21 protein-coding genes, 1 tRNA gene and 2 pseudogenes are annotated in these 26,464 nt (G+C 50.0%); 21 read left to right on the top strand and 3 right to left on the bottom strand.

The features are described 5' to 3' along the window. Positions 1 to 13 precede the first annotated feature (13 nt). Positions 14 to 382, top strand: a complete 369-nt coding sequence (locus ACO6UX_RS04615; RefSeq protein ID WP_422445284.1) for a helix-turn-helix domain-containing protein — start codon at positions 14 to 16, stop codon at positions 380 to 382. A 110-nt stretch (positions 383 to 492) separates the two neighbouring features. Here the strand turns inward: ACO6UX_RS04615 and ACO6UX_RS04610 are convergent, their stop codons facing one another. Next, positions 493 to 1,101: an SAM-dependent methyltransferase gene (locus ACO6UX_RS04610; protein ID WP_422445282.1), complete on the bottom strand. Its 609-nt coding sequence runs from the start codon at positions 1,099 to 1,101 to the stop codon at positions 493 to 495. A gap of 315 nt (positions 1,102 to 1,416) precedes the next feature. Here ACO6UX_RS04610 and ACO6UX_RS04605 point away from each other — a divergent pair, with 315 nt between their 5' ends. The 4 genes from ACO6UX_RS04605 to ACO6UX_RS04590 all read left to right on the top strand — a co-directional run bounded on the left by ACO6UX_RS04605 (position 1,417) and on the right by ACO6UX_RS04590 (position 4,450). Further along, positions 1,417 to 2,475 (top strand): hypothetical protein, encoded by a 1,059-nt coding sequence (locus tag ACO6UX_RS04605; protein WP_422445280.1) that lies wholly within the window; start codon positions 1,417 to 1,419, stop codon positions 2,473 to 2,475. Positions 2,476 to 2,621: 146 nt separating this feature from the next. Further along, positions 2,622 to 2,954, top strand: coding sequence for a hypothetical protein (locus tag ACO6UX_RS04600; protein WP_422445278.1), 333 nt, complete (start codon positions 2,622 to 2,624; stop codon positions 2,952 to 2,954). 35 nt (positions 2,955 to 2,989) lie between these two features. Further along, positions 2,990 to 3,370, top strand: a complete 381-nt coding sequence (locus tag ACO6UX_RS04595) for a cystatin domain-containing protein (RefSeq protein WP_422445276.1) — start codon at positions 2,990 to 2,992, stop codon at positions 3,368 to 3,370. Positions 3,371 to 3,637: 267 nt separating this feature from the next. Further along, positions 3,638 to 4,450 (top strand): crotonase/enoyl-CoA hydratase family protein, encoded by an 813-nt coding sequence (locus ACO6UX_RS04590; protein WP_422445274.1) that lies wholly within the window; start codon positions 3,638 to 3,640, stop codon positions 4,448 to 4,450. Positions 4,451 to 4,480: 30 nt separating this feature from the next. On the opposite strand, the gene ACO6UX_RS04585 is transcribed toward ACO6UX_RS04590, so the two are convergent. Next, positions 4,481 to 5,839 (bottom strand): hypothetical protein, encoded by a 1,359-nt coding sequence (locus ACO6UX_RS04585; protein WP_422445272.1) that lies wholly within the window; start codon positions 5,837 to 5,839, stop codon positions 4,481 to 4,483. Between the two features lie 294 nt (positions 5,840 to 6,133). On the opposite strand from ACO6UX_RS04585, the gene ACO6UX_RS04580 reads away from it, so the two are divergent. From ACO6UX_RS04580 to ACO6UX_RS04515, 14 genes and pseudogenes are all read left to right on the top strand, one after another. Then, positions 6,134 to 6,511, top strand: a complete 378-nt coding sequence (locus ACO6UX_RS04580; RefSeq protein ID WP_422445270.1) for a hypothetical protein — start codon at positions 6,134 to 6,136, stop codon at positions 6,509 to 6,511. Positions 6,512 to 6,658: 147 nt separating this feature from the next. Beyond that, a complete protein-coding gene (locus ACO6UX_RS04575) occupies positions 6,659 to 7,300 on the top strand; it encodes a ZrgA family zinc uptake protein (protein WP_422445268.1) in 642 nt (213 codons plus the stop codon). A 1-nt stretch (position 7,301) separates the two neighbouring features. Then, positions 7,302 to 8,039, top strand: a complete 738-nt coding sequence (locus ACO6UX_RS04570; RefSeq protein WP_422445266.1) for an ATP-binding cassette domain-containing protein — start codon at positions 7,302 to 7,304, stop codon at positions 8,037 to 8,039. Further along, entirely contained in the window at positions 8,039 to 9,301 is a 1,263-nt protein-coding gene (locus ACO6UX_RS04565; protein WP_422445264.1) for an ABC transporter permease, read from the top strand. The genes ACO6UX_RS04570 and ACO6UX_RS04565 overlap by 1 nt, the downstream gene beginning before the upstream one ends. An 11-nt stretch (positions 9,302 to 9,312) precedes the next feature. Beyond that, positions 9,313 to 9,840, top strand: a complete 528-nt coding sequence (locus ACO6UX_RS04560; RefSeq protein WP_422445262.1) for a DUF3299 domain-containing protein — start codon at positions 9,313 to 9,315, stop codon at positions 9,838 to 9,840. A 161-nt stretch (positions 9,841 to 10,001) separates the two neighbouring features. Then, positions 10,002 to 10,496: a CinA family protein gene (locus ACO6UX_RS04555; RefSeq protein ID WP_422445260.1), complete on the top strand. Its 495-nt coding sequence runs from the start codon at positions 10,002 to 10,004 to the stop codon at positions 10,494 to 10,496. 140 nt (positions 10,497 to 10,636) lie between these two features. Next, positions 10,637 to 11,737 (top strand): recombinase RecA, encoded by a 1,101-nt coding sequence (recA, locus tag ACO6UX_RS04550; protein WP_422445258.1) that lies wholly within the window; start codon positions 10,637 to 10,639, stop codon positions 11,735 to 11,737. A 4-nt stretch (positions 11,738 to 11,741) separates the two neighbouring features. Continuing rightward, positions 11,742 to 12,197: a regulatory protein RecX gene (locus ACO6UX_RS04545; RefSeq protein WP_422445256.1), complete on the top strand. Its 456-nt coding sequence runs from the start codon at positions 11,742 to 11,744 to the stop codon at positions 12,195 to 12,197. Positions 12,198 to 12,234: 37 nt separating this feature from the next. Beyond that, positions 12,235 to 12,567 (top strand): annotated as a pseudogene (locus ACO6UX_RS04540) (DTW domain-containing protein); the annotation flags it as partial. A gap of 210 nt (positions 12,568 to 12,777) precedes the next feature. Further along, positions 12,778 to 15,411, top strand: coding sequence for an alanine--tRNA ligase (gene alaS / locus ACO6UX_RS04535; protein WP_422445254.1), 2,634 nt, complete (start codon positions 12,778 to 12,780; stop codon positions 15,409 to 15,411). A gap of 314 nt (positions 15,412 to 15,725) precedes the next feature. Next, the gene (locus ACO6UX_RS04530; protein ID WP_422445252.1) at positions 15,726 to 16,967 is read left to right on the top strand and encodes an aspartate kinase; all 1,242 of its coding nucleotides are present in this window, start codon (positions 15,726 to 15,728) and stop codon (positions 16,965 to 16,967) included. Between the two features lie 438 nt (positions 16,968 to 17,405). Continuing rightward, a pseudogene (csrA, locus tag ACO6UX_RS04525) lies at positions 17,406 to 17,570 on the top strand (carbon storage regulator CsrA); the annotation flags it as partial. An 854-nt stretch (positions 17,571 to 18,424) separates the two neighbouring features. Beyond that, on the top strand, positions 18,425 to 20,587 hold the full coding sequence (locus tag ACO6UX_RS04520; RefSeq protein ID WP_422445250.1) for a hypothetical protein: 2,163 nt from the start codon (positions 18,425 to 18,427) through the stop codon (positions 20,585 to 20,587). An 83-nt stretch (positions 20,588 to 20,670) separates the two neighbouring features. Then, positions 20,671 to 20,763, top strand: a tRNA-Ser gene (locus ACO6UX_RS04515). Between the two features lie 31 nt (positions 20,764 to 20,794). Here the strand turns inward: ACO6UX_RS04515 and ACO6UX_RS04510 are convergent. Further along, a complete protein-coding gene (locus ACO6UX_RS04510; protein ID WP_422445248.1) occupies positions 20,795 to 22,672 on the bottom strand; it encodes a hypothetical protein in 1,878 nt (625 codons plus the stop codon). Between the two features lie 204 nt (positions 22,673 to 22,876). On the opposite strand from ACO6UX_RS04510, the gene ACO6UX_RS04505 reads away from it, so the two are divergent. Continuing rightward, positions 22,877 to 24,121: a saccharopine dehydrogenase family protein gene (locus tag ACO6UX_RS04505; RefSeq protein ID WP_422445246.1), complete on the top strand. Its 1,245-nt coding sequence runs from the start codon at positions 22,877 to 22,879 to the stop codon at positions 24,119 to 24,121. 203 nt (positions 24,122 to 24,324) lie between these two features. Beyond that, positions 24,325 to 26,355, top strand: a complete 2,031-nt coding sequence (locus ACO6UX_RS04500) for a PhoX family protein (protein WP_422445244.1) — start codon at positions 24,325 to 24,327, stop codon at positions 26,353 to 26,355. Positions 26,356 to 26,464 lie beyond the last annotated feature (109 nt).

The raw sequence follows: 26,464 nt of genomic DNA, 5'->3' as shown, positions 1-26,464 counted from the left end.
AAAGGTTTTGGTGATGGTCGATATACTGAAGCATGAAGGGAAACCGGCTTTTGTGGTTATGCCTTATGACGAATATCAGGCAATGCTTGAGAAGCTGGAGGACCTGGAGGATTCTGATGCTGTTCATGAATTTCGGGCTGCGTTACGGCGGGGTGAGGAAGAGTTGATACCTGCTGAAGTAGTGAACCGGTTGTTGACTGAAAATACTGTGAAGGTGTGGCGAGAGTATAGAGGCATGAGTCAAAAGTCCCTCGCTGAAAACACCGGTATTTCCGAAGCCATGATCAGCCAGATTGAGAGTGGCAAGAAGCAGGGTTCCCTGAAAACAATTACTAAAATTGCACAAGCCTTGGATCTTACCGTTGATGACATTATTGATTAACCCATTTTACGCACCACAAGTCACCGGCCAGAGCGCCGGTTTTTTATTGCCTGAATTTGTTTCACCGAACACCCATCGTCAATATTTCTGCTTAATCCGTCGAAGAATCATCAATGGCTGTGTTGATGGGACATTAAGTTAAAACGGTAAGTGTACTTTTTCTCCTCTATCTCACTGTGTTGCGTCGTATTAAATCCATAGCGGCCAGCAAGGTGTGCCACTGTATCATCATGGTTTCGATGAAGGCTGATCAGAAAGCTGGCTTGAAAATCGCCTGTTTCTGCAAGAATTCCATCAATAATTTTGTTGGCGGTATGGGAACCCATGCCAGCAAGAATGACCAGCTCATCTTTACAGTTGTGTATTTTAACGGAGGCTGCATCCATGCAGGTAGCCGTCAGGTTAATGGGCAGCTGAAGAGATTGAAGCCGGGCAATGACATGTCTGGAACAATCAATACAGTGGACTTCTCTGGATACGTTGTTAATGGCCAGGGCCATTCCCGCTTTACCGTGGTCACAGCCGAGATCCCAGATGATGCTGAAATCAGCAGCCAGCTGGACCAGCCTGTTCAAACGACGGGACAGTTTGGGGATGGTAAGTGCTGGCTCCGGGGCGAGGATGGAATACTCAGCGAAAGGTTTAGTGTGCTTTTCTTCTGGCCCGGAGCTGTCAGTAATATACCCGTTGCTTTTGTTATTGATTGCAAGGGGTTGCAAGAGCTGTGAGGAGCCAGTTGCACAATGCTCACTTATATCATCGGGTATGCTCTGAGAGGCGTTTCCTGCCTGGTGTGTTGTTGCCTCTAACATAGTGTTTGTGACGTTATCGCAGCATCGACATTTAACTGATTGTTCTGGATGCAAAAAGTTCAATTTTCCGCCTGCTTATATTCACTCCCATGATTTTCGTTTGGAACTTAGTACGAGAATGGAGGTCAAACCTGACTAAATTGAAATGGCTATCAAGTCAGCGATTTATGCGGCAGCAAATGGTGAGCTACTTAACTCATTTCAACATACAGGAGTTTGGTTATGTTCGATAGTGCGATGAATTCAGGTCGGTTGATACACCCTGTACTCCCATCAGACACTGTTTCCAAGGGTGGTTTTTTTAGATATGTCAAAGAGGCTTATCTTGATTATGACCCAGTGAAGGGAACTACAACAAAATGTCTCCCTACCGCATTCGGCATTGGGGTTTCTGCTGCTGGCGGAGCTGTTGCCTTTGCCAAGTTAGCTGAACGTCTGGATAGAGTTCCTGACACAGTCAGACCAGGTACAGGTCTGTCTGATCGGGTGATTGAAGTGATAGAATCAGCAATTAAAGAAAACCCATTAGCTTGCGGTGCAGTTGCTGGAGCAGCAGTTGCTATTGTGGGGTTTTATTCTTTGTACAGCAGTCTGAAGCCTATAACGAAGGAATCCATAGAGGCTGCTCGGGACGGGGTGAGGCATGAGCTACAGAGGGCCATTCAAGAAACTGAGGTTCATCAGGATCAGATAGCTAAATATAATAAAAGTTTATCGGAGCTCAAGGCTCTCCTGCCGGCGGAGGCCGCAGCATACAAGCAGCAATCACAGGAGCAATATAATCAGCGCATGGCCCGCTACTGGGATAAGGCTAATTTTTCGGCGGGAATTTTGAAAGGTTTTGTGGATGGCATTATGTCGTCTCGCCTCGACAATCCGGGTGATGCACCCCGTGAATATGATGAGCGTGATCTTTACAGGGTTGGTGTGGAGTTAACAAGTTTTGTCCGCAGCCTTGATATGGACCAGGGATATTTAATGCTTTCCCAGGTACGACTGCTGAAGGCAGTCAAACCGGTGTTAAGTGATAAAGAATATGACGAATTTAACCGCATTCTCTGGAGCTTTCCTGAAAGGCCCTGTCTTTACGTCGAGCAGGGCCCATTAGCCAGAGAGTATTCTGAAACTTTGAAATATAGTGCGTCAGAACAAAAACAGTTAGGCGTATTGCGGGCCAGGATCAATCAAGTACTGAGCCAATACCCGGACTTAAAGCCTGATGCTGCGGGTAACATTCCCAAGCCACCGTTGGAGGTGTTCCTGAAAAATATGCCATTTTGATTCGGATGATGTCTTGTTAATGAAAAAAGGCCAGATTCTGTTGATGTTTTGTTGCGGCCATAGTTGAAGAATTATGTCAACAATAACAAAGACAATTACAGAAAAACAGCAAAGTTGAAGTTAAGAAAGTTATAGAAGAGCTGGCCATGACTTATGAAGCCAAGATCACGGCTTACATGCAAAGACAGGCATCAAAACTGCTGAAATCACAGGCTGGTCAGGACGCTTCACCACCTCTGCCTGCTCATGGTCGCAGGAAAATCAAAAGGCCAGCTGAAGACCTCATGTCTTCTCATAAGCGAAGAGTTGACATGGTCGTGGCCTTTGAAAAAGCCCATTATCGGTTGAAAGAGGGTGACCCCGGCTACAAAGAGTTCATGTCGCTCAAACAAATAGTCGATAAAGTGCTTAATAATGAGCAGATTCCTTCTGGTGTGCATATAATCCGGTCAAACACATTACCGCTATTTGTGCAGTAAACTGTTTCAGTCATGGTCAAGATGGGGTGTTGCCAATGAAAGTAAAAATGATCGGTGCGCTGTATGCAGCAATCATGCTTATGGGATGTGAAGCACCGTATGACAAGCCGGTGGTCGATAATAAAACTGCTGAAGCCATCTGTCAGGCCAAAGACAACCTGCCCGGTGGCTGGACAAAATCTGAAGTTACTCCAGAGGTTCTGAAGGCGGTAAAGCTGGTGGTCAAGGGAATGGAGAAGTCGGCCAAACTGAAAAAAATGCTGGCGGTGCACTCTCAGATTGTTAATGGGGTTAATTACGCGCTGGAGTTTCAGTTGGAAAATGGCACGATCTGGAGTGCCATTGTCTATCGCGATCTTGAGGGAAAATACAACATTACCCAGGCACCCATTCCCGGACTATTCTGTGACCACTGACCGGTTTCATGTCTGATCGGCGGATCATGTGCTTTTGCGACAGCAGCCGTTTTATGGAATGATTCACTCCGATAATAATAATTAAGTAGTTGGCCAAATGGAATCGTATATTTCTGGCTAAGTGGGCAGTTACTATGCAAGGCACAACGTAGGGAGCATAGCCGTAGCTATGTGACCGTAGTTGTAACGCCGCAGAGTGACTGCCCACTTAGTCAGAAAATACGATTTCATTTGGTTAACTACTTACCGGCTGCTGTTGAGGTTCCCATGTCTGATCAACCCCGTGTGCTCTATGCAGTGAAAGATCACATTGCCTACGTCACCATGAACCGTCCTGAGAAACATAACGGCCTGGATATGGCCATGTTTCGTGACATGATTGCTACCGCAAAAAAAATCCGGAAGGATCGCTCGATCCGCTGCGTGATTCTCTCCGGGAATGGCTCCTCTTTTTGCTCAGGACTGGATTTTCAGGCCGTCAACAAAGACCCGGGCATAGTGGCAAAAGTCTTTCTTAAATTGCCGTGGACCAAACAGAATATTGCCCAGGAGATAGCCCATTGCTGGCGAGACCTGCCGGTCCCGGTTATCTCCGTTATTCATGGTAACTGCTTTGGTGGTGGGATGCAGATTATCCTGGCCACGGATTATCGCATTGCCAGGGCGGATGCCAGCCTTGCCATTATGGAGATGAAGTGGGGCTTGATTCCCGATATGAGTGGTATGGTTACGCTCTCCCGGCTGACCCGTATTGATATTGCCCAGGAGCTGACCATGACCGGGCGTAAATTCACTGCCCGGGAGGGGCACGAGTTCGGTTTGATCAGCCGGTTGGCTGATGACCCGATGGCGGCAGCAGAACAGCTTGCCCAAACCATTTGCAGGCAATCGCCGGATGCCGTTGCCGCAGCCAAATACCTGTTCAGAAAAACCTGGAAAGCCGACACCTGGAAAGCCCTGCGCTGGGAGCGCTGGGTTCAGGCACGCCTGCTGGGGCGTAAAAACCAGCGCATTGCCATGAAAAATGGTCTGAGTAAATCAGGCGATCCTCTGCCGTTTATTGACCGGCGCTCATTTTGACAGGCAACCGGTTTACATAGTCGTTAATTGCTAAAGCCTGCATCTGATAAAGAGGTCGTCGTCTACCAGCCATTCGTCCATCATCTTTTTCTGGCTTATAGAAATACAATTGACAAAAGTCTCTGGATTATCTTCCGGGTTCGGAAGCTTGATTACGTTTTCAGCAATAAGAATGACATCACTGTGTATCACCCCACCCCTCCTGCCAAGGATTTCAAATAAAATAGATCCGGCGAATTGCTGACGCTGAATCGGATCATAAAGCGATGGCATAAGCCCAATGGATAGACCGATATCCCGATCCTGATCTGCTTTATCACCAGTAAGATAAATTCGTGCATACAATGCATGTCCTTTAATTGAATGAAACAAGGGACTGATGAGTTGTTGACTAACACCACTCCTGATCTTATCCAGCTCATTTTTGAAACCGGGTATCTTCCAGAGTAAAACGCCGTTGCCGGTGGTTGCTTTGTGGATTTGCAGTTCCAGCTCAAGCTTCTGTATTTGTGATTGCTGGCTAACAATGGCTCTGCACAGTTCATCGACGCTATCGGCCTGGTTTTGATAGGCACGCCTTAGCCCGGCAAAGCCATTGAGTACCTCCCCAAACTGTTTAACCATGGCTTCGTACTGGGCATAGGCTATTGTCGGAGTCGCCAGTGCCCCTGCTGTTGCTCCTTCAGTCTCGCTGGTTGCAGTGGTTGGCTCAGGCAGTATCAGCGGGTTGACCCCAGGCTTTTTGCAAACAGAGGCCAACGTCCGGGCGGGATGTTCATCATCATTATGGTAATGGGCGGGCAGTTCATGCAGAGACAGCCACTGGCCGCATTCGATGCCCGGAGGAGAATCTTCAGCGCCCTTGAAATTATTCAGCATTACGCCTCTGGCACAGGCAACCTCCAGGCTTTTCGACAACTCAGTCAACACCTGGCACTGTGCAAACTGATTAATCTCAGGACAAAATTTTCTGGCACACCGAATGTCAGCGGGCAGGGGCATGGCATCAATGTCGTCTTGGTGAGGTAGTGTAGATGGCGACTGCCTTGCCAGGTCGATGACCCCGCAATGCTGATCACCCTGAGCGCTCTCCGGCGGGTAGGGTGCGCTTTCAATAACATGGGAAGGATCATAAATTTTACTTGAGTCGCGCGTCTTGATTGACTTACTGGTTAAATTTGAACACGGGAAGCAATACAGCTGTGGCAACAGATCAGCGTCAGCTGGCCTGCACCTAAAGCAGGCACCACTGGTGGTTCGGAATAATATTGAAGTTTTTTCTTCGGATGACCGGTGAGCAGGGGCTTTATCTTTACCCTCAGTATTGAGCGGCGGTGACTCAACCTTGCCAGAGTCAACGGGAGTGGAATGGGCAGGATAAAAAAACATATACACCAACTCCTCTGGTCAGGCATTAAAAAACCTTGAAAAGCATAAATCTGTAAAATGACCGTCAGGGCTCAACCCTCCGTCATTGGGACTTATTGACAACAAATCAGATATTTGGTTCACCAGATAAAATGACCGGATGCTGCTGCGGTCCTGATGCCTGATCAAATATAATACTCTGGCATTATATTTTGGTGATTTGATGTACGTTATGTTATAACGATTTGGATTTTGAGATTGGGTGCTAGTCCCTCCGGAACAGGGTGAGGGCAATACCGAAAGGAATCGCAGAAGATGACCATCAGCCTTTGCCGGACAGCCCGTGGAAAAGACAGTAAGCAATTGCTGTCTTTTCTTATGGTGGCTGTCTATCTGCTGGTGGTGCACTACACACTGAGCCACGTCCATACGGCTTTGGAGGAAAATCAGCAATCTGAAATATTCTGGCAGAATCCAGTTATTTCGATGGTCGATGATGCCAGTGATCAACAGCACAATGAGCACCCGCATTCATCGGCCTGTATGCTGGTGTCTCAAGCCGCTTCACCCGTTCATTGGTGCAAAGTAAAGGTGCGGTTTGGTGCGGTACTTAACGACCGTCCCTATCGCTTATCAATCCATTCTTCCACGCCAACCAAAAGACACACCCGCGCACCGCCTCCCAGGTGTTGATACCCATACCGTTCGTGCTGAGCTTGTCGAAGTGCGGTGGCACCACCCTTCGACAAGCTCAGGATGAACGGGGTGTGCGGGTATTAACGCTAGCTCTGAAGTTTGATGGTTCATCACTTATTTATTTCTTTCTTTCAGGAATTGTGTATGCGTTGTGTTGCAAAAGTGGCCGCTGTTGCCTGTGCCTTGATAACAGCAGGTGTTTCCGCTGATGGGCATCGTCATGCCGGAGCCCATGTACATGGAGCCGGTCATTTGAATTTTGCCATTGAAGGTCGTCAGGTTCATATTGAACTGGAAACGCCGGGGTTTGATATTCTTGGTTTTGAATCCATCCGTTCGGAGGCTCAGCGCAGGCAACTTAAAGATGCCTTGCAGGAACTGGAAAAAGACGATTTATGGTCTTTTACGCCAGCGGCGTCCTGCACGTTGAAAGCGGCATCGGCTTCGGCCAGCGGTGAGCATGGAGAAGATCATCATGGTGATGCAGATGGACACCACCATGACAAGCATGAACATGACGACCATCATACAGATGGTCATCAGGATTCCCACCATCACAGTCATGGACACGATGACCACCATAGCGATGGTCACCATGAGTCAGCGCATATGGATATTGCTGCTACTTATGTTTATGAGTGTGCCAATATTGCCGGGCTTAACAGCATCTCTACCCGACTGTTTCAGCGGTTTGCAAACAGTGAACAGTTGAAGGTTCAGGGCTTTACCGATTCTGGCCAGGTAGCGGGTCAGATGAACCGTGAGCGACCAGAGGTGCGCTTCTGATATGAGCAGTCTCGGTCAACCGGTGATTCACCTAAAGGATGTCCAGTTTGGCTGGCAGCCGGGAACTGCGGTTCTGGATATACCAGAGCTGTTAATCCATCAGGGTGAGAAGGTGTTTATCCGGGGGCCTTCAGGGTCGGGTAAAACGACGCTGTTGGGGCTGCTGGGCGGCGTGCTCACACCGGTTGCCGGTGCTGTCTCTGTGCTGAGAAACGACATTGGTCGTTTCTCCCCGGCACGGCGGGATCATTTCCGGGCCAATCATATCGGTTTTATCTTTCAGATGTTTAACCTGATCCCTTACCTTTCAGTAGTTGACAATGTCACACTGCCGCTGGGGTTTGCCAGCAAGCGCCGTGAAAACGTGCAATCCATGGGCGTTGATGCCGGGCAGGAAGCGATTCGACTGCTAAACCATCTGGAGCTGACCGAGCCGCAGTTGCTGCAAAGGTCAGTGACGGAGCTCAGTATCGGCCAACAGCAGCGAGTGGCAGCAGCCAGAGCGTTGATTGGTCGTCCTGATCTGGTGATCGCAGATGAGCCCACCTCGGCGTTGGACAGCGATACCCGTGAGGCATTTATTCGTCTGCTGTTTGCTGAGTGTGAGGCTGCTGGCAGTACGCTGGTTTTTGTCAGCCATGACTCTGCCCTGGAAGCCTTGTTTGATCGCTCTGTGGCCTTGAATGAAATTAACCGGGCCAGTCAACATCGGCCTTTAGGCCAGCCGGAGGTGGTGTAATGTCAATACTTCATCTGGCGGTGAAAAGTCTGAGTAATCGCAAAACCACGGCATTGCTGACCATTTTCTCCATTGCCATCAGCGTAGCTTTGTTGCTGGGCGTGGAAAGGGTGCGGGTTGAGGCCCGGAACAGTTTTACCAGTACCGTGTCCGGTACCGATCTTGTGGTTGGTGCCCGCAGCAGTTCGCTTAATCTGCTGCTTTATTCGGTGTTTCATCTGGGTAATGCGACCAATAACATTACCTGGGAAACCTACCAGGAATTGTCTTCCAATAAGGCAGTCGCCTGGACTATCCCTATTGCCCTGGGGGACTCCCATCAAGGTTATCGCGTGGTGGGTACCGCTCAAACCCTGTTTGAACACTTCCGTTTTGGTGATGATCAGCCCATCAGTTTCAAAAATGGTAAGCCATTTGATGATCTCTATGATGCGGTGATTGGTTCTGAAGTGGCGGCGGTTCTTGGCTATCAGGCTGGTCAGGAAATAGTGCTCAGTCATGGTGTTGAAAGCCGGAGCCTGCAGACGCATCAGGATAAACCCTTCAGGATTTCTGGTGTGTTAAAGCCCACCGGCACCCCTATGGACCGAGTGGTAATGATCTCTCTGGAGGGGATTGAGGCGTTGCACATTGACTGGGTCAATGGGGCAGCACCTAATGCACTGTTCTCGGTTTCTGCCGACAGGGCACGGGCCATGGATTTGCAACCGTCCAGCATTACCGCCTATTTTGTTGGTTTGAAGTCCCGGGTGGCGGCTTTTCGGTATCAGCGGGCAGTGAATGAGTATCGCCAGGAAGCACTGACGGCTATTTTACCGGGTGTCGCCCTGGGAGAACTCTGGCAATTGGTGGGTTCAGCGGAAAAGGCATTGCTGGCGGTTTCCGTGATGGTGGTGATTGCGGGGTTGGTGGGTATGCTGACCACCATTCTGACGTCGCTTAATGAACGGCGCAGAGAGATGGCCATTCTCCGTTCAGTAGGTGCCCGGCCCTGGCATATCTTTACCCTGATGATGACCGAGTCCCTGATCTATGCCATCACTGGTACACTGTTGGGCTTCCTGCTGATGTATGGAATGCTGTTCGCCATTCAACCGGTATTGCAAGTGCAGCTGGGTTTGCACATTACCATTGCGTTACCGGGGATGTTTGAGTGGATTCTGGCGGTCGTCATTGTTATCTCGGCGACCATACTGGGTGCAGTGCCTGCCTGGCGGGCCTATAAAAATTCATTGGCGGATGGTCTGACGGTCAGGCTGTAGGAGAGCAAATAATGATAGCTGGAAGACAACACCCTGGCTGGATGGCCGTGGTGCTTATGCTGGCTTTTATGCCGGTGAACTTTGCCATGGCTGCAAGCACCGAAAAGCCTGCGATCAAAGAGATCAACTGGGATGATCTGATGCCGCCGGTGGATGAGGACATTGTCCGTAAATATGAGGCGGGTGAAATCAGTCAGGAAGAGGCTATTGAGTATATTGAAGAGCTGGGCAAGATTCCGGTAGCAAGTATGAATCAGCAACGGGTCAAAATTCCCGGTTACCTGGTACCGCTGAATATTGGCAAGGATCAATCAGCCACAGAGCTGTTGCTGGTGCCAACCCTGGGAGCCTGTATTCATGTACCGCCACCGCCACCCAATCAGACCATTTTTGTCCGCTATGACCAGGGCATAAAAGTCACAGAAGCGGGCTATACCCCTTACTGGCTGGAAGGAGTGATCAGGGTTGAAAACAATACCTCCGAGTACACTGACGTTGTCTATGCCATAACGGTGGAGAGTTTGAAGGAGTTTGAATAGAGAGAGAATGCTTTGCCCCGATGCTCCGGGGCAAGGCATGTTTCCCTGGCAACAGTGCTGTGAAATGGTGCATTCAATGATAACTTGTGAAGACTGCCCCTAATCGTGTTATAACATCCTATCCTGATTGGCTCCTCTGATAACCGTACTGGCGAGTGACCATGGAACCTGCACTGCATTCTGCTACGTCCCCCATTGTCAGGGAAATTGCTGAACTCCTGATGTCCAGGGGCTGGACCCTGTCTACCGCTGAATCCTGTACCGGTGGTGGTATTGGTCATGTCCTGACCGTGTTGCCGGGAAGCTCGGCCTGGTTTGACGGTGGTGTCATCTGCTATGCCAATGGCGTAAAGGCCAATCTCCTGCATGTGCCGACAGTGTTGCTGAATAAATACGGTGCGGTCAGTGAGCAGGTGGCCATCGCCATGGCCCGGGGTGTCCGCAAGCTGCTGGCAACGGATATCTCTATAGCCGTGACCGGCGTTGCCGGACCGGGGGGGGCGACACCGGAAAAACCTGTGGGAACCGTCTGGATTGCCTGGAGTGCCGGCCAGGAAACAACTGCAAGGCACTTCCATTTTGAGGGTGATCGTGATCAGATCAGGGCGCAAACGGTTGTTCAGGCGTTGCTGGGTGTTCTGACCCTGTTGACCTGAGAAACGTTAACCTGAAAAAAGATTCCTTCCTGTCGAAGCGATAAATATACTGGACAAATATCCAGTATCTGTTTAAATATACAGTATTACTTATTGAGCTGTTCCTGATGAAATCAGAATCGAACTGAGGGCGTGAAAAAATGGATGATAACAGAAAAAAAGCGTTGGCAGCAGCACTTGGCCAGATTGACCGACAGTTTGGTAAAGGTGCCATCATGCGGATGGGGGATCAGAAGCAGGAAGCAATTCCCGCAATTTCTACCGGTTCTCTGCAACTGGATATTGCCCTGGGCATTGGTGGCCTGCCGAAAGGCCGTGTTATTGAAATCTTCGGCCCTGAATCTTCCGGTAAAACCACGCTGACCCTGAGCGTTATTGCCCAGGCCCAGAAGCACGGTGCCACCTGTGCCTTTGTTGATGCTGAGCATGCCCTGGACCCACAGTACGCCGGTAAGCTGGGTGTAAATGTGGATGACCTGTACGTCTCCCAGCCGGATACCGGTGAACAGGCGCTGGAAATTACCGATATGCTGGTTCGTTCCGGTGCCGTGGATGTTATCGTGGTTGACTCTGTCGCTGCCCTGGTACCCAAGGCTGAAATTGAAGGTGATATGGGGGACTCCCACGTTGGTCTGCAGGCCCGTCTGATGTCTCAGGCACTGCGTAAGCTGACCGGTTCCATCAAACAGACCAACTGCATGGTCATCTTTATTAACCAGATCCGTATGAAGATCGGTGTGATGTTCGGCAACCCGGAAACCACTACCGGCGGTAACGCGCTGAAATTTTACTCTTCTGTACGTCTTGATATTCGTCGTACCGGTTCGGTGAAGCAGGGCGATGAGGTGATCGGTAACGAAACCCGCGTTAAAGTGGTGAAGAACAAGGTATCGCCACCATTCCGTCAGGCTGAATTCCAGATTCTGTATGGTCAGGGCATCTACCATATGGGCGAAGTGATTGATCTGGGTGTCAAGCTGAAGCTGGTGGACAAATCCGGTGCCTGGTATGCCTATAAGGGAACCAAGATTGGCCAGGGTAAAGCCAATGCTGCCCAGTATCTTTCTGATAATCCGGAAGTGGCGGCTGAAATCGAAGCCCAGATCCGTGCTGAGTTAATGAGCACTCCAGAGAAGGACGCTGCAAAAAAAGCCGAAGTTGACGCCGGAAAAAGTGCTGGCAAAAAAGGTGACGACGATGCAGCGGCAAGTGTACAGCAGGACGAGCTGCTGGCTGAGTAATTGAATGTCTGCTGATGTCATTCAATCGGTAAACGATGTCCGCCGGGCTGCTATGGATCTACTGGCCCGGCGGGAACATGGTTTTACCGAACTGGTCCGAAAACTCTCGGGCCGTTTTCCCCGGGAACTGGTATTAGACGCGCTTACCCGCTTGCGGGCAGAGCGGCTGCAAAGTGATGACCGCTTTGTTGAAAGTTTGGTCTACAGTCGTCAACAGCGGGGCTACGGTCCGGTTCGTATTAAATCGGAACTGTTTCAGAAAGGAGTTGATAGCGAGTTGATCGGTCAATACCTGCTGGAGCAGGACGATCACTGGGATGAACTGGCAAAAGCGGTAAAAGAGCGAAAGTTTGGTGCCTCTGTACCCCGGGACCATAAAGAAAGAGCCCGGCAGACCCGCTTTCTGGCCCAGCGCGGCTTCTCCATGAGCCAGATATACTCCGCTTTCTCTTCTTCATAACAGGCAGTGGCATTATAATTCCGGGAGTGAACGTAAGGTTGCCTTCATTATCATTGATGCAACCTGGCAACAGGCCAGGAAAATGTATCGTCAAAGCCCCTGGTTGCATGGTTTGAATTTACTGAGCTTGCAGCCTGAAGAGCCATCCATCTACCGTCTCCGAAGTAATCGTCAGGAGCAGTACTTGTGTACCGCTGAAGTGGCAGCAAGAGCACTGGGCGAGTTGGGTGAAAACACCAATCGTCAGCTGATGGAGGCCCTGGTTCAAGTCTATTGTGACCGCTATTTATGGGCACGCAAAGGCCAGCGAAGGGAGGAAGATTCGCGCTCTCTGCACATACTTAAGCAGTACCGCTCTGCTGCTCATTAGGCCATCAGTGAAAAAAGCCCGGTAAAAAGCCTGTTAATGATGGGGTGAAGTGATCATTTTTTCCCACCATTCCTATATAATCCCCGGTTTGCGTAAATTTACTGTGAAAAGGCTGCTCATTGTGATTGCGCTGCCATTTTTGTGTTTGGGAGTGAGCGGCCTTTTCCGCTCATGGCTGACAAGAGATAACTCCCCCGGTGGGAACTGTATATGAAGACTAACGAAATACGTTCTGCTTTTCTGGAATACTTCAGGGAAAACGGCCATGAAGTGGTTGCCAGTAGCTCTCTGGTACCCCATGACGACCCAACCCTGCTGTTTACCAATGCCGGGATGAACCAGTTCAAAGACACTTTCCTGGGGCGTGAGCAGCGTGACTACAACCGTGCCACCACTTCCCAGAAGTGTGTACGTGCCGGGGGCAAACACAATGACCTGGATAACGTCGGTTATACCGCCCGTCACCACACCTTCTTTGAAATGCTGGGTAATTTCAGCTTTGGCGATTACTTCAAGAAAGAAGCGATCCACTTTGCCTGGAACTTTCTGACCGGCACGCTGAAACTGCCTAAAGAGCGTCTTTGCGTCACCATCTATGCCTCTGACGATGAAGCCTACAATATCTGGTTAAACGACATTGGTATTGCAGCGGAGGATATTATCCGCATTGGCGACAACAAGGGAGCGCCTTACGCTTCCGATAACTTCTGGCAGATGGGTGATACTGGCCCCTGTGGCCCCTGTACCGAAATTTTCTATGATCACGGTGACCATATCTGGGGTGGTCGTCCGGGTACGCCAGAAGAAGACGGTGATCGCTTTATTGAAATCTGGAATATCGTATTTATGCAGTACAACCGTCAGGCCGACGGTGACATGCAACCACTGCCCAGGCCATCGGTTGATACCGGCATGGGCCTGGAGCGAATTGCCGCAGTGATGCAGCATGTCAACAGCAACTACGAGATTGATCTGTTCCAGTCTCTGCTGAACGATGCTTCTGATATTATCGGTGGCGTTGCCACCACGGAAGCGTCCCTGCGGGTTATTGCTGACCATATCCGTTCCTGCAGTTTCCTGATCAGTGATGGCGTTATGCCCTCCAATGAAGGCCGGGGCTACACGCTGCGCCGGATTATCCGTCGTGCCTGCCGTCATGGCCACAAACTGGGGGCCAAAGAATCCTTCTTTTATAAGCTGGTGGGGTCACTGGTGCAGGTGATGGGTGACGCTTATCCGGATCTGGCGAAGAACCAGGAGCACATCGAGCGGGTTCTGCTGCAGGAAGAGGAACAGTTTACCCGTACCCTGGATAAAGGGATGAAACTGCTGGAAGAGAGCATTGCTGCTCTGCAGGCCAGCGGGCAGGGGGATGTGATCTCCGGTGAAACCCTGTTCACGCTGTATGATACCTACGGCTTCCCGGTGGATCTGACGGAAGACATTGCCCGTGAGCGTAAGCTGACAGTGGATATTGAGGGTTTTGAACAGGCACTGGAAGCTCAGCGTGAGCGTGCCCGTGCATCCAGCAAGTTTGGTGTTGATTACAATGACCAGTTGGTGATCGAAGGCTCAACTGCTTTTACCGGCTATGAGAACACGGCGGGTCAGGCTCGCGTTCACTCCCTGTTTGTGGGTGGTGAGCAGGTAGAACAGATCAATGAAGGCCTGCAGGCAACGGTTATTCTGGAACAGACGCCATTCTATGCGGAGTCTGGCGGCCAGGTGGGTGATACCGGCCTGCTGAATTTTGCCACCGGTTCTGTACGTGTTGTGGATACTCGGAAGCAGGGTGATCACCACCTCCATATTGTCGAAGTGGTATCCGGTGAACTGAAGTCTGGCGATGAAGTAGCCGCTGATGTTGATGCTGACAAGCGTCATGCTACCTCACTGAATCACTCGGCAACTCACCTGCTGCATGCGGCCCTGAGACAGGTGCTGGGTGATCATGTAACCCAGAAAGGTTCTCTGGTTGATCCGGAGCGTCTGCGCTTTGACTTCTCTCACCTTGAAGCGGTGAAGCCGGAAGAGTTAAAGGTCATAGAAGCGCTGGTGAATGAACAGATCCGTGCCAACACTCCGGTACAGACTGAACTTATGGATATGGACGCAGCCAGGGCAAAGGGAGCCATGGCATTGTTTGGTGAAAAGTACGCGGACGAAGTGCGAGTACTGACCATGGGCACCGACAACTTCTCCATCGAACTGTGTGGCGGTATTCACGCCAGTCGCACCGGTGATATTGGTGCGTTCCGAATTGTTGCGGAAAGTGGCATTGCCGCCGGTGTGCGTCGTATCGAAGCGGTGACCGGTGCGGGTGCTGAAGCTTTTGTGCAGACGCGCTTTGCCGAGCTGAACAACGCTTGTCGTGTGCTGAAAGCCAAACCGGAAAGTCTCGACGCCAAATTGCAGGCGCTGGTTACCCAGAGCAAGAGCCTGGAAAAAGAGCTGCAGCAGCTGAAGCAGAAGCTGGCCAGCGCTGGCAGTTCTGACCTGGTGTCTCAGGCGGTTGAGGTAAATGGCGTTAAGCTGCTGGCGACGGAGCTTGAGGGTGTTGACCCCAAATCATTGCGCGACATGGTTGACCAGCTGAAGAACAAACTGGGCTCTGGTATCGTTTTCCTGGCCACCAAAGCGGATGGCAAGGTGCCTCTGGCTGCCGGTGTGACCAAAGATCTGACCGGACGTGTCAAGGCGGGTGATCTGCTGAAGATGGTGGCTGAGCAGCTGGGTGGCAAAGGCGGTGGTCGTCCTGATTTTGCCCAGGGTGGCGGTTCTCAGCCAGAGAATCTTGAAAAAGCGTTGTCGTCTATTAAAGGGTGGTTGGAAGCGCAGTTGTAAGCGGTTTTGTCAGGATGGTTAGCTATTCTGACAAGTCAGCCTCTATGGGTCAGCCCGTTTTTTATTGCTTTGAGGCATACACCCCGGAGGGGATTCATGGTACATTTTGCCATCCACTGAATGATAGAGATGGCAGCTTTTGCTGTCCGGCTTCTGAATGTCTGTATTCTGTAAATTATGTTGGGCTGTTGCAGCAGGAAGCTGGTACAGGGAAGCTTGATCATCAGGAGGCTGTCCGGGAATAGTGTTCGCAGTAAGGCGCTCTATTCCCGGTCAGCCTCCGGGTCATGGCTGATTGAAGTAGAACGAATAAAATGGCGCTAATAGTACAGAAATTTGGCGGCACCTCAGTAGGCACCACTGAACGCATTCAGGGTGTTGCTGATAAGGTCAAAGGGTTCCGCGAACAGGGGCACGACGTGGTCGTTGTGGTTTCCGCCATGAGTGGTGAAACCAACCGGCTGGTGGAGCTTGCCCGATCCATGCAGTCACAGCCGACGCCACGGGAGATGGATGTTATCCTCTCGACGGGCGAGCAGGTGACCATCGGTCTTTTGAGTATGGCCCTGAATGAGCGGGGCTGCCCTGCGACGTCCTATACCGGTAGTCAGGTAGCTATTGTTACTGACAGTGTCCACACCAAGGCCCGCATCCAGCGCATTGATACCGAGCGTATCGTCAGGGACCTGGAGTTGGGGCGCGTGGTTGTGGTGGCCGGTTTCCAGGGGCGTGACGAAGAAAATAATATCACCACCCTGGGGCGGGGAGGTTCGGATACCACGGCAGTAGCCCTGGCAGCGGCCCTGAAGGCTGATGAATGCCAGATATACACGGATGTCGATGGTGTTTACACCACTGACCCGCGAGTGGTTGAGGGAGCCCGTCGGCTGGACAAGATCACCTTTGAAGAAATGCTGGAAATGGCCAGTCTGGGCTCCAAGGTCCTGCAGATCAGGGCTGTCGAGTTTGCTGGCAAATACAATGTTAACCTGAGAGTTCTGCACACCTTCCAGGATGGCCCTGGAACACTGATTACACTGGATGAGGGTATCGCCATGGAATCACCGGTAGTTTCCGGCATCGCATTCAACCGAGATGAAGCCAAGCTGACCATTAAGGGCGTGCCCGATATTCCCGGTGTGGCATCCCGGATTCTGGGGCCGGTCAGCCGGGCCAATATTGAAGTGGATATGATTGTCCAGAATACGGCTGAGGACAAAACCACCGATTTCACCTTTACCGTTCATCGTAATGATTATGAGCGGGCAAAAGTGGTGGTTGAGCAGATTGTTAAAGAGCTCGAAGCCCTTGAATACCACGGTGATATGAAAATCGCCAAGGTTTCCATTGTCGGCGTTGGCATGCGCTCCCATGCGGGGGTAGCCACCAAGATGTTTGAAGCGCTGGCGGCTGAAGGGATTAACATCCAGATCATCTCAACGTCCGAAATCAAGGTTTCCGTTATCATTGCAGAGAAATACCTGGAGCTCGCTGTTCGGGCGCTCCACTCGGCTTTTCAGCTGGACAGGGAACCAATGGAAGATAATGGGGTCTAAAACGTCAATATAAATAAAATCGTGAGCCTCGTAAGGGGGCTCTTCTGCTCCAAACCCACCTGAAATTGCAAGGGTGGAAAGAGCAACAGGTATTCAAAAGCAGTCAAAAGTAAAGCGCGTAGAGTTATCAAGCCCAAAAACCATTTCCGGCAGGTAGAAATACGAATGGAAATCCTGAACTTGGTGACTAGACTGGGTTTGCTGAATAATTCTTAAGCATGAACGGTTGAGCTGACATATACTTCATTACTTTGAACTGAGTACTAAAGCAGTTTAAAGGTCAGGCAATTTTAAGGTGAAATAATGTCTGTACTGGGGTTGGTGTCGTGTAATTTCACGCGATCATTCTGGGTGATATCATCAGCTTCTAACCAATGCACCAGCGTGCTCAGAATTGACGGTTGTTGACTTAACAGAGATGTAAATAAGGAGATTGAAATGCTGATTCTGACTCGCCGCGTAGGAGAGACACTGATGGTAGGGGACGAGGTCACTGTCACTGTTCTGGGTGTTAAAGGTAACCAGGTTCGTATCGGTGTTAACGCACCAAAAGAGGTTGCAGTTCATCGGGAAGAAATTTACCAGAGAATTCAAAAAGAAAAAGAGCACAAGAAAGGAGGAACTGGTCGCTCTTATGAAGAAGATGAAGGTTACGAGTCCGGATACGAGTCTGAATCTTACGAGTCTTACTGATAACTATTAAACTGTCGTTTATATCTCTGATTTGATTAAGGGAACCTTGTTAATCCCGGCAGACAGTTTCAAAAAAGCCTGAAAGTTTGTCAGGCTTTTTTGTATCTGTATTTGGTCAAATGGTATCGAATGATTGTTCGCAACGCGATGTCTTAAGGGGCTATTCTGCTCATCACGGGACTTAGCCCGGATATTTCATAAACGTGCTCCCGATCTCGCTTGTCCTTTGCCGCTCTAAGGGAGTTTTGCTCAGTCGACCGTACTCCCCGGTACGGTGCTCCCTCACAAAATCCCTTAGAGCGACAAAGTCCTGCGCGAGATTCGGGGCAGTTTATGAAATATCCGGGTTAGGAGGCTGGCCGAGAATAGACTGCCCTACGCGGCAACTGCTCCTGCGTTGTTCTAGCTCCTGCATCCATGCAGTCGTGCGGTGGCAGCAAATTGGTCTAAAAAGTCGGAAATTTTTAGCAAATAGAACCACTATTCACTAAAAATTTCCGACTTTTTATCCTCAATTTTCTGCCATCCTCGCTACGGGGTCGCCTAGTCGCCTAGACGGGCGCTATTCTCGGTCAGCCTCCCAGACGGCATGATTGGTATCATGACCCTGAATTAAAAAAATCTCTTAAAGCAGGAACTTTTGTCAAATGCGCTGATCTACAGTTCAGAAGCTGAATGGTCAGACAGTCAAAAAAAAGGGTGTTTCTGACTCATCGCCTCATTGATTAGTCCCCTTTTTGTCAATACGACCGGAGTTATTTATCATGCATCCAACAACAGCAATCAGTGTGCCAGCGGCCAGATCAGAAGCCGGTGGGCTTCAGACACTTGATGATCTGAAAAAACTGCATGGGGCAGCGGAGGCCTTTAATAAATGCATCGAGAAAGTCCCTGCATCGGATCAGACACCATCGCTGAAACAGTTGACACCAGATCTACCACCTGAACCGGGTATCACCACTACTACCGATCAACGCAAGATTGCCGAGCTGCCTGTTTCCATGATGCAGCAGTCATCAAAAGATGGTTTGTCCGGTGCAATGCAACAGCATGGACAGTTACCGGATGTTGCTGTCAATAACAGGCAGCCGGACACAATTGACCCAATGGTGGAAGATATCTTCCACTGCCAGAGAGATTACCTGCGATTAACAGCTCAGTTCAGCTTTAATTACGGTGTTTTTGATGCCAGTTTCAGCCCAGAGGATCAAGGCCTGGTTATCCATGGCTGCTCCAGGGACGATTATCGCCTTGGCATCTGGCGACCGGGTACGGATGGCAAATGGCTGGATGAACACAAATGGCATTCCCTGGCTCCTAACGCTGTCTTGCGTTACGACAACGAGTCGGGGGGGCTCACAATCCTGAGAGACAACCACGATGGCAGTGTCCTGGTGAGTAAGAGTAAAGATATTGATCCTGGCCAGGATGAGGTGGCGTTTGATCGCACCCCCGGAAATGAAGAAAGCCCTAAAGAGATGCCAGACTGCAGCCCTTTGCAGGACAAGATCATAACCAGGGATGTTCAAACCGGTAAAATCAGCGTATGGGGGGAGGATATCAATGGCCGTTGGACCCCTCTGACCCAGAATAAAGAGATCCGTCACTGGCCGATGAAGGATTCTGTTCAAATATGCTTCGGGGCCAGGAGCAATTGTATACTGACGTGCGAGGACAGAACAGCGACCTTTTGGAACTGTGATGATCAGAACAAGTGTCTGGAGAAAATAAAGACCATTGAGTGTAACAGCAAGATTTTAAGCGTCCAGTTCAGTGATGATGAGCGGCATGCCCTGATCTTGACCGAGGGTAACGAGGAAGTCTTTGTGGGATGCGATGCTGATGGCAATTGGTTGCAGATTGGGGAAATCATTCATCCTGAAGGTAGGTTAAATCACCTCAACGAGCATGAGGGAAGCGTAGATTATGCGTCCATTAATGCCTCCGGCCAACACACGTTGACTGTTGATAAAGATCGTAACGCCTTGATTTCTGGCTACAATGATGACGGTGCCTGGGTAGTACAAACTGAAATGCAGAATTGTGCCTATGCACGATTCAGTCCCTCCGGGCGTATGTTACGGGCAAGTCTTTATAAACCAGAGGGCAGCGGCAGCGAAATCATCTGCAGACCGACCAATGTCATCTATAAAGTCCTCGACTGCCGCAGGCCGGGTAAAGCTCAAACCCTAGAGCACCCAGGCAGTAGCGACATCATCTTCAGCCCCTCAGAGGACCTGATGTTGAGCTATGGCTTTGATTCGGAATTTGCCTGCATTTGGGGTGATGATGGGGCGGGTAATCTTGTTGAGAAAGCAAGGGCAGGTAATTATCAGATGGGGATTTCCCATGCTGCCTTCAACGCTCAGGAGGACAGTGTACTGACCCTTGATCTTAGAGGGAATCTCAAAATTCAGGGCCTGGACAGTCAGGGAAATCTGCATAAACAACTGGTGGTTAAACATTCAGATCATATTCTTGATGCCCAGTTTTCCCATTCAGGGAACCTTGCCTATAGCACTAGTTTGGGCACCGCCAGTATTCTCGGGCGTGAAACGAATGGTGAGTGGATCAAGCTGGCGCAGACGAACTCGACCTCGAATCTTGGTGTCTACGGGATCGAAGGAGTGCGTTTTAATGGTCCGGAAAATCATTTTCTGACCTACGGCAACAAACTAGACAGTAACGACCAGCGCCAGCCAGGCCTTGTGCAGCTTTGGGGTATTGATGCTGACGGCAAATGGGTTGAAAAAGACAAGATAGTACTGGATCATCGCGTTGGAATGGTCAAGTTTAGCCCCGACGGTGATCATTTATTTATCTACTGCTTCAATGAGCAAAAAGATCGTGATGCTGATTCAAATTTCAGTACTGTTTTAGTCTGTAAGATTCCTGCAACTTCGGGGCAGGAAACAGCACATACCTGAGGCTTTGGAAGATGGCTAAAAAATTCCCTGGTTAAAAAAAACTTGCTTTTCAAGGCGCTCAGGGTAACATAGCCATCGTTCCCGGTGAGGTGGCCGAGAGGCTGAAGGCGCTCCCCTGCTAAGGGAGTATACGGTTTGTAGCCGTATCGAGGGTTCGAATCCCTCCCTCACCGCCATATTTCCTTCTTTTGTTTTCAAAAACTTTTTCTACTCCTTATCACCTTGAATGTATTTTAAGGCAGTTTGGATGTATTCAGGCAGGAAGGCTCTGTCACGCTTTGGTGGTAAAGAATCACTACTCATTGCGTTCCTTTCAGACTGTAATATTTCATTAGCTATTTCAAGAACGCTGCTACAAGAAGTGCTTTCCTGCAATGCTGGTTCACCTTTCGTTCGTCTATATCGATTAATGGCATTCAGCAATTCAAAGTATTCAGATTCTATTTTGTCTTCTTCGCTTTGCTCATACCAGTCATTGACTAGCTTGGCCATCTCCGGGTTGACATCCTCAAGTGGATTGTCTGGCTCATTTGGCTGGTCCATTAAAAGGCCTAATCGCAATATATGCATCGTGGCTTCGGTTATGTTGCCGTCAATGGCATCTGCGGCAATAATTAATGCCTGTGCGGTGGTAATCCAGGGCAAATCCAGTTTTTGTATACCCAATAGATTTTCGGTCCCGTGGATTAATGACACAATCTCGTCAGACTCCCTCTGAAACTCAGGAGCTTGCCAATTAAAATCAACCTCATTGCTACTGTCATCAGATGCTTTACTTTCCGGTGACGGGGGGGTGTGTGTTTCTTTACTGGTATTTTTGGTCTGGGTATCAGGGTAATCCGTGCTTTGTTGCAAAGTATTGGAATCTTGTGGTGCTGATTTGTCCGCGGGAGCAATCAGGGATGATGAGCCTGGTTGATCAGCGGAACGTGACGAAACCGAAACCGGAACAGGATAACTGTTTGCCGAGTGCTCAGGCCTTGTTGACTGCCCGGGAGGTAAAGGTCTGGCGGCAAGATTTTGTACATGTGGTGTTGGGAGGTTTTGCGTCATATAGCTTTTGTAGGCTGCGGTCTGAGCCATTTGCTGCTGGAAATAATCACTACTGGCCGCTGAGTAAGCAGGCTGGGTATTTGCAAAACATTGCAGTTCGTTTGAGTACATCCAATGGTTCATTTGGTTCGCAGTAAATAAGTTTTGGTAATTGGCACCATTTGATTTTGTGGTTGAATTGCTGTTGTAAGCCGTGGTGTTGAGATAAGGTTTTGTGGGAGTAAACGCACCTAATTTTGCCTGATGACTCAAGTCCTGATTTTGCAGACGCTTTCTTGGTGATGAAAGGAGAGGGCTTGGTATAAAGTTTTCTGATTGTGCGATTGTTGGTGTGAGGGGCTGCTGTCCGTAGCCCATGATACTGGCATTTTCGCCTGCTCTGAATCCAGGATACGAAGTATGAAAGGCTTGATTGCCCTGCGAAAAGTGCCAGAAGGCTGACTCTTTCGTGTCTGAAAACCGCGTGCCCGGATAAATAGAATGACTGGCATAAATGTTCGCAGGCTGGTATGTCGTAAAGGATGAGCCGGTCTTGCCCATTTGATTTTGTGGTGGAACGGATGCTTGGTCACAAATCTCACTCAGGAGGTCAGTAATTTCGTTTTGTGTTTGTAGATCTGTTGTGGGTTTTGCCAGCACCTGGTTACATTGTACCTTGTCCAGATGGCTGTCAGAGCGAGTAATCTGATGGGCTGGTATGGGCTGGCTGGCTGAGGTCATGGAGGTATTACTGTAGTGGTTGGTTGCCGGGTAGTTCAGGGGCTGCTGATTAAAATATGGCTGGTGTGCATAGTCAGCTCTAACTCTACCGGGTTGTAAGGGGTTGCTTGAAGGTTGTTTTGAATGAAAGCAATGCAGATCGGGCTTCAGGCCTTCTGTTCGAATGGTTCTGGTGATTTTAATCCGTTCATGTTGAACGGCTCCGTTTGGATCTGGGCCATTGGTAGCAGATTGACCATAAGCTGTTTGCTTTGGTGCGGAGCTTGTCGGGTAATAAATACTGCTTGTCTCGTGAGGAAAACCTGGATTCATAAAGTCAACCAACTATTTTAGTTTGATTTAAATGATCATAAAGAGACCCATTCATGGCTCATAAGTTCAAAATGATAATCTGTCCGGCGTTATCGAGTGGATGGTCCTTGACTATATCTCTTTTATCTTTTCCATTTTTATACTCAATTCTGTAGGCTGTATGTCTCTTATAAAAACGACAAAGTACAGAGATCTCCTGAGTTTATGAATAATCAATTTGATGTGATTGTATTCGGGGCGACCAGCTTCGTTGGACAACTACTTTGCCAGTACCTGGTTGATAGATTTAACGACAATGACCAGGAACGCCTTAACTGGGCGATAGCAGGGCGCTCTCAAGCGAAACTGGCTCAATTAAAGCAGAACTTACAACAGCCTGAGCTACCTGTGCTGCTGGCTGACGCTGCTGATGAGACTTCATTGAAAGCATTGTGCCAGCAAACCCGGGTCATTGTTTCGACAGTGGGACCTTATGCACTTTACGGCGAATCACTGGTCAAGACTTGTGCAGAAAGTGGTACTGATTATTGCGACCTGACCGGAGAGGTGCAATGGATCCGACAGATGTTGGACCGGTATGAGGAAACGGCACGCAACAGCGGTGCACGCATTGTTCATTGCAGTGGCTTTGACTCAATACCTTCTGATATGGGCGTGTACTTTACCCAGAAAAAAGCCAGGGAAGTTTTGGGTTCATTCTGTTCAGATATCAGCATGCGGGTGAAAGCCGCCAGAGGTGGTATATCCGGTGGCACGCTGGCCAGTATAACTAACCTCACCCGTGAGGCGGCAAACAACCCGGCATTACGCCGACAGTTGGCCAACCCTTATCTGCTCTGCCCTGACAATGAAAGCTTGAAGGCCAGACAGGAAGTTGTTAAAACACCGACGTATGATTCCGGCTTTGGGGCGTGGCTGGCACCTTTCATTATGGCTGGCATTAATTCCCGGGTGGTCCTTCGTTCCAATGCATTGGCTGAATTTCCTTATGGCAGGGATTTCAGGTACAGCGAAGCCATGCTGATGGGGGCTGGTTTTAAAGGTCGTTTACAGTCTTCCGCCCTGGTAGGCGGACTGGGTCTGTTTATGCTGTCCATGGTGATTAAGCCAACCCGCTGGTTTATGGAGCGATTTGTGTTGCCCAAACCGGGTGAGGGACCTTCTCCCGAAGCCCAGAAAACCGGGTTTTATGATATTCGCTTTCTGGGCAAAACAGCAGATGGCCAGGAAATTCGCACCCGTGTTGTTGGCCAGGGCGATCCGGGGTATGGCTCTACCGCCAGAATGCTGGGGCAGGTGGCTGCAGGATTGGCCCTGGACTTCCACGATAAGCAGCAGAAGAGCGGGAGGGCGGGCGGTTTCTGGACAACATCCACGTTATTTGGTGATCGGCTTATTGAGCGGCTGGAAAAAGATGCTGAGATAAAATTTGAAGTAGTACCTTCCTGAAATAGCCTGATGCTATCTGTCTTTCCCGGATAGGTAGCAACCGTTTCGGCTGACTTTCTCTCCACAATTTGCTCCGTTTTCTTGCAGAGCTTTTTTCATCTAATTGAAACTTGATAGCAATAAATCTGTAACAGTCATCGCCTAATCTCTCAGCAAATCATTCTTTCAATAACAGTGTGTTTACTTAACGATGAGGGATAATCATGGAAGCCGGATCTTCAAAGTTACAGAACCATCGTGATTTTCATGAACAGCTGGAGTCGCTGGATGATCAGCCAGATAACTTCTCTGGCAACAGTACCCTGGATGACGTGGTAGAAAAAAGTCGGCGGAACTTTATGAAAGGTGGCCTGGGTCTGGCCATGGCAGGCTTTCTGGCTGGCTGTATGGGCACGACCGGGCAGAGTCATAATGCTCTGGGTGGCAGTACTGTTGGAAACCTGCGGCGGGCGGACATCGGATTCAAGCCCATTCCCATTGAGCAGGACCCCATGTTCGATGCCATCAATGTGCCTGAAGGCTATACGGCCAGCGTCTTTTTTTCATGGGGTGACCCGGTAGAGAAAGGTGCCAGACCCTGGCGGCCAGATGGCAGCAACAGCTGGCGGGAGCAGATGAAGCAGGCAGGCCAGAATCACGATGGGATCTGGTTCTTCCCATTTGCGGACCAGCCGGACGACCATGGCCTGCTGGTCATGAATCATGAGTACATTAATCCTACGCTTCACCCCAACGGTCTGACCATCACTGAAAACCCGCAGGGATTTAAACAGCGCCCGGCGCATGAAGTGAAGAAGGAGATGGCGGCCCACGGTGTCAGTATTATCGAAGTTCGCAAGCAGTCCGATGGTCACTGGCAGCAAGTCAAGGATTCCCGCTATAACCGCAGGATCACCGGGTTTACCCCCATGGATCTGACCGGTGAAGTGGCCGGTACTGATTTTCTGAAAACCGTGGCAGACCCTGCTGGTCTTGAGGTGCTGGGCACTTTGAATAACTGCGCCATGGGCGTAACACCCTGGGGGACTTATCTCACCTGTGAAGAGAACTGGAAGAACTACTTTGTTAACCGTGATGCTGAAGATTATCAGCAACGCCCAGCCCACCAGCGGTATGGTGTGGCCCAAGACAAGAACAGTAAATACTATGCCTGGGAGTCAGTAGAACCCCGTTTTAATGCGACACCTGATCACCATGCCCCTCATGGCGGTTATGTTAACGAACCCAACCGTTTTGGCTGGGTAGTGGAAATTGACCCTTTTTCACCGGACAGCACCCCGAAAAAGCGCACCTCCATGGGACGACTGGTCAGAGAGTGTTCAACACTTTCGCTGGGTGATGATGGTCGTATGGCATTCTATTTTGGCGACGATACCCGCGGCGAATACGTGTATAAGTTTGTGCCGGATCAGGCCTATAAACCCGGTAATCCAGCGGCCAACCGGGATATTCTGGATCATGGCACTCTTTATGTGGCGGTGTTCCATGATGATGGCCGTGGTGAGTGGCGGCCACTGGTGTTTGGCCACAACGGCCTGACCCGTCGCAATGGTTTTACCAGTCAGGCCGATGTGCTGGTACACGCCCGTCGTGCTGCGGATATTCTGGGGGCCACAACCATGGACCGCCCGGAATGGGTTGCCGTGCATCCGCAGACCCGGGAAGTCTATGTCACGCTGACCAATAATAAGCACCGGGGCCAAAAAGAGGATCAGCAAACCAATGCCGTCAATCCCCGGGAAGATAACCGCCATGGTCAGATTGTTCGTTTTACCGAGGCAAACGCTGATCCCACGGCCACCCATTTCAACTGGGAGATGTTCCTGCTGGCCGGTGACCGCCCTGGCGCGACACTGGCGGATGGTAGCCCGGTACCTGAACACTTCGTGGGAGATATCAAGGGTGATATTTTCTCTTCGCCGGATGGTATCTGGTTTGACTATCAGGGCCGCCTCTGGATTCAGACCGATTACGGTGACGATGAGGAACGCAACAGCAATATGGGCACCAATCAGATGCTCTGCTGCGATCCGGTCACCGCAGAAGTGAAACGCTTTCTGACTGGCCCGAGAGGGTGTGAAATCACTGGTGTGACCACCACGCCTGATGGCAAAGCCATGTGGGTTAATATCCAGCATCCGGCCATCAGCTTTCCGGCCAGTGATGGAATTACACGGCCCCGGTCGAGTACTGTGCTGATTACCAAAGATGATGGCGGGGTGATTGGCACTTGATTGAACCGGGTTTCGTTTTTACCAGGGGCGAATTGGCTGATTCGCTCCTGGTCTTTACCGCTGGTGCTGAAAAGGCCTTTTTATTACCTGTCTACAGGAACTTTTTTCT

Origin of the sequence: Endozoicomonas sp. ALB091 (genome assembly GCF_049310265.1) — a bacterium.
In the GTDB taxonomy this organism is placed as follows: Bacteria; Pseudomonadota; Gammaproteobacteria; order Pseudomonadales; family Endozoicomonadaceae; genus Endozoicomonas.
The sequence above is the reverse complement of the archived record's forward strand: the minus strand, read 5'-3'. Positions and strand labels throughout refer to the sequence as shown.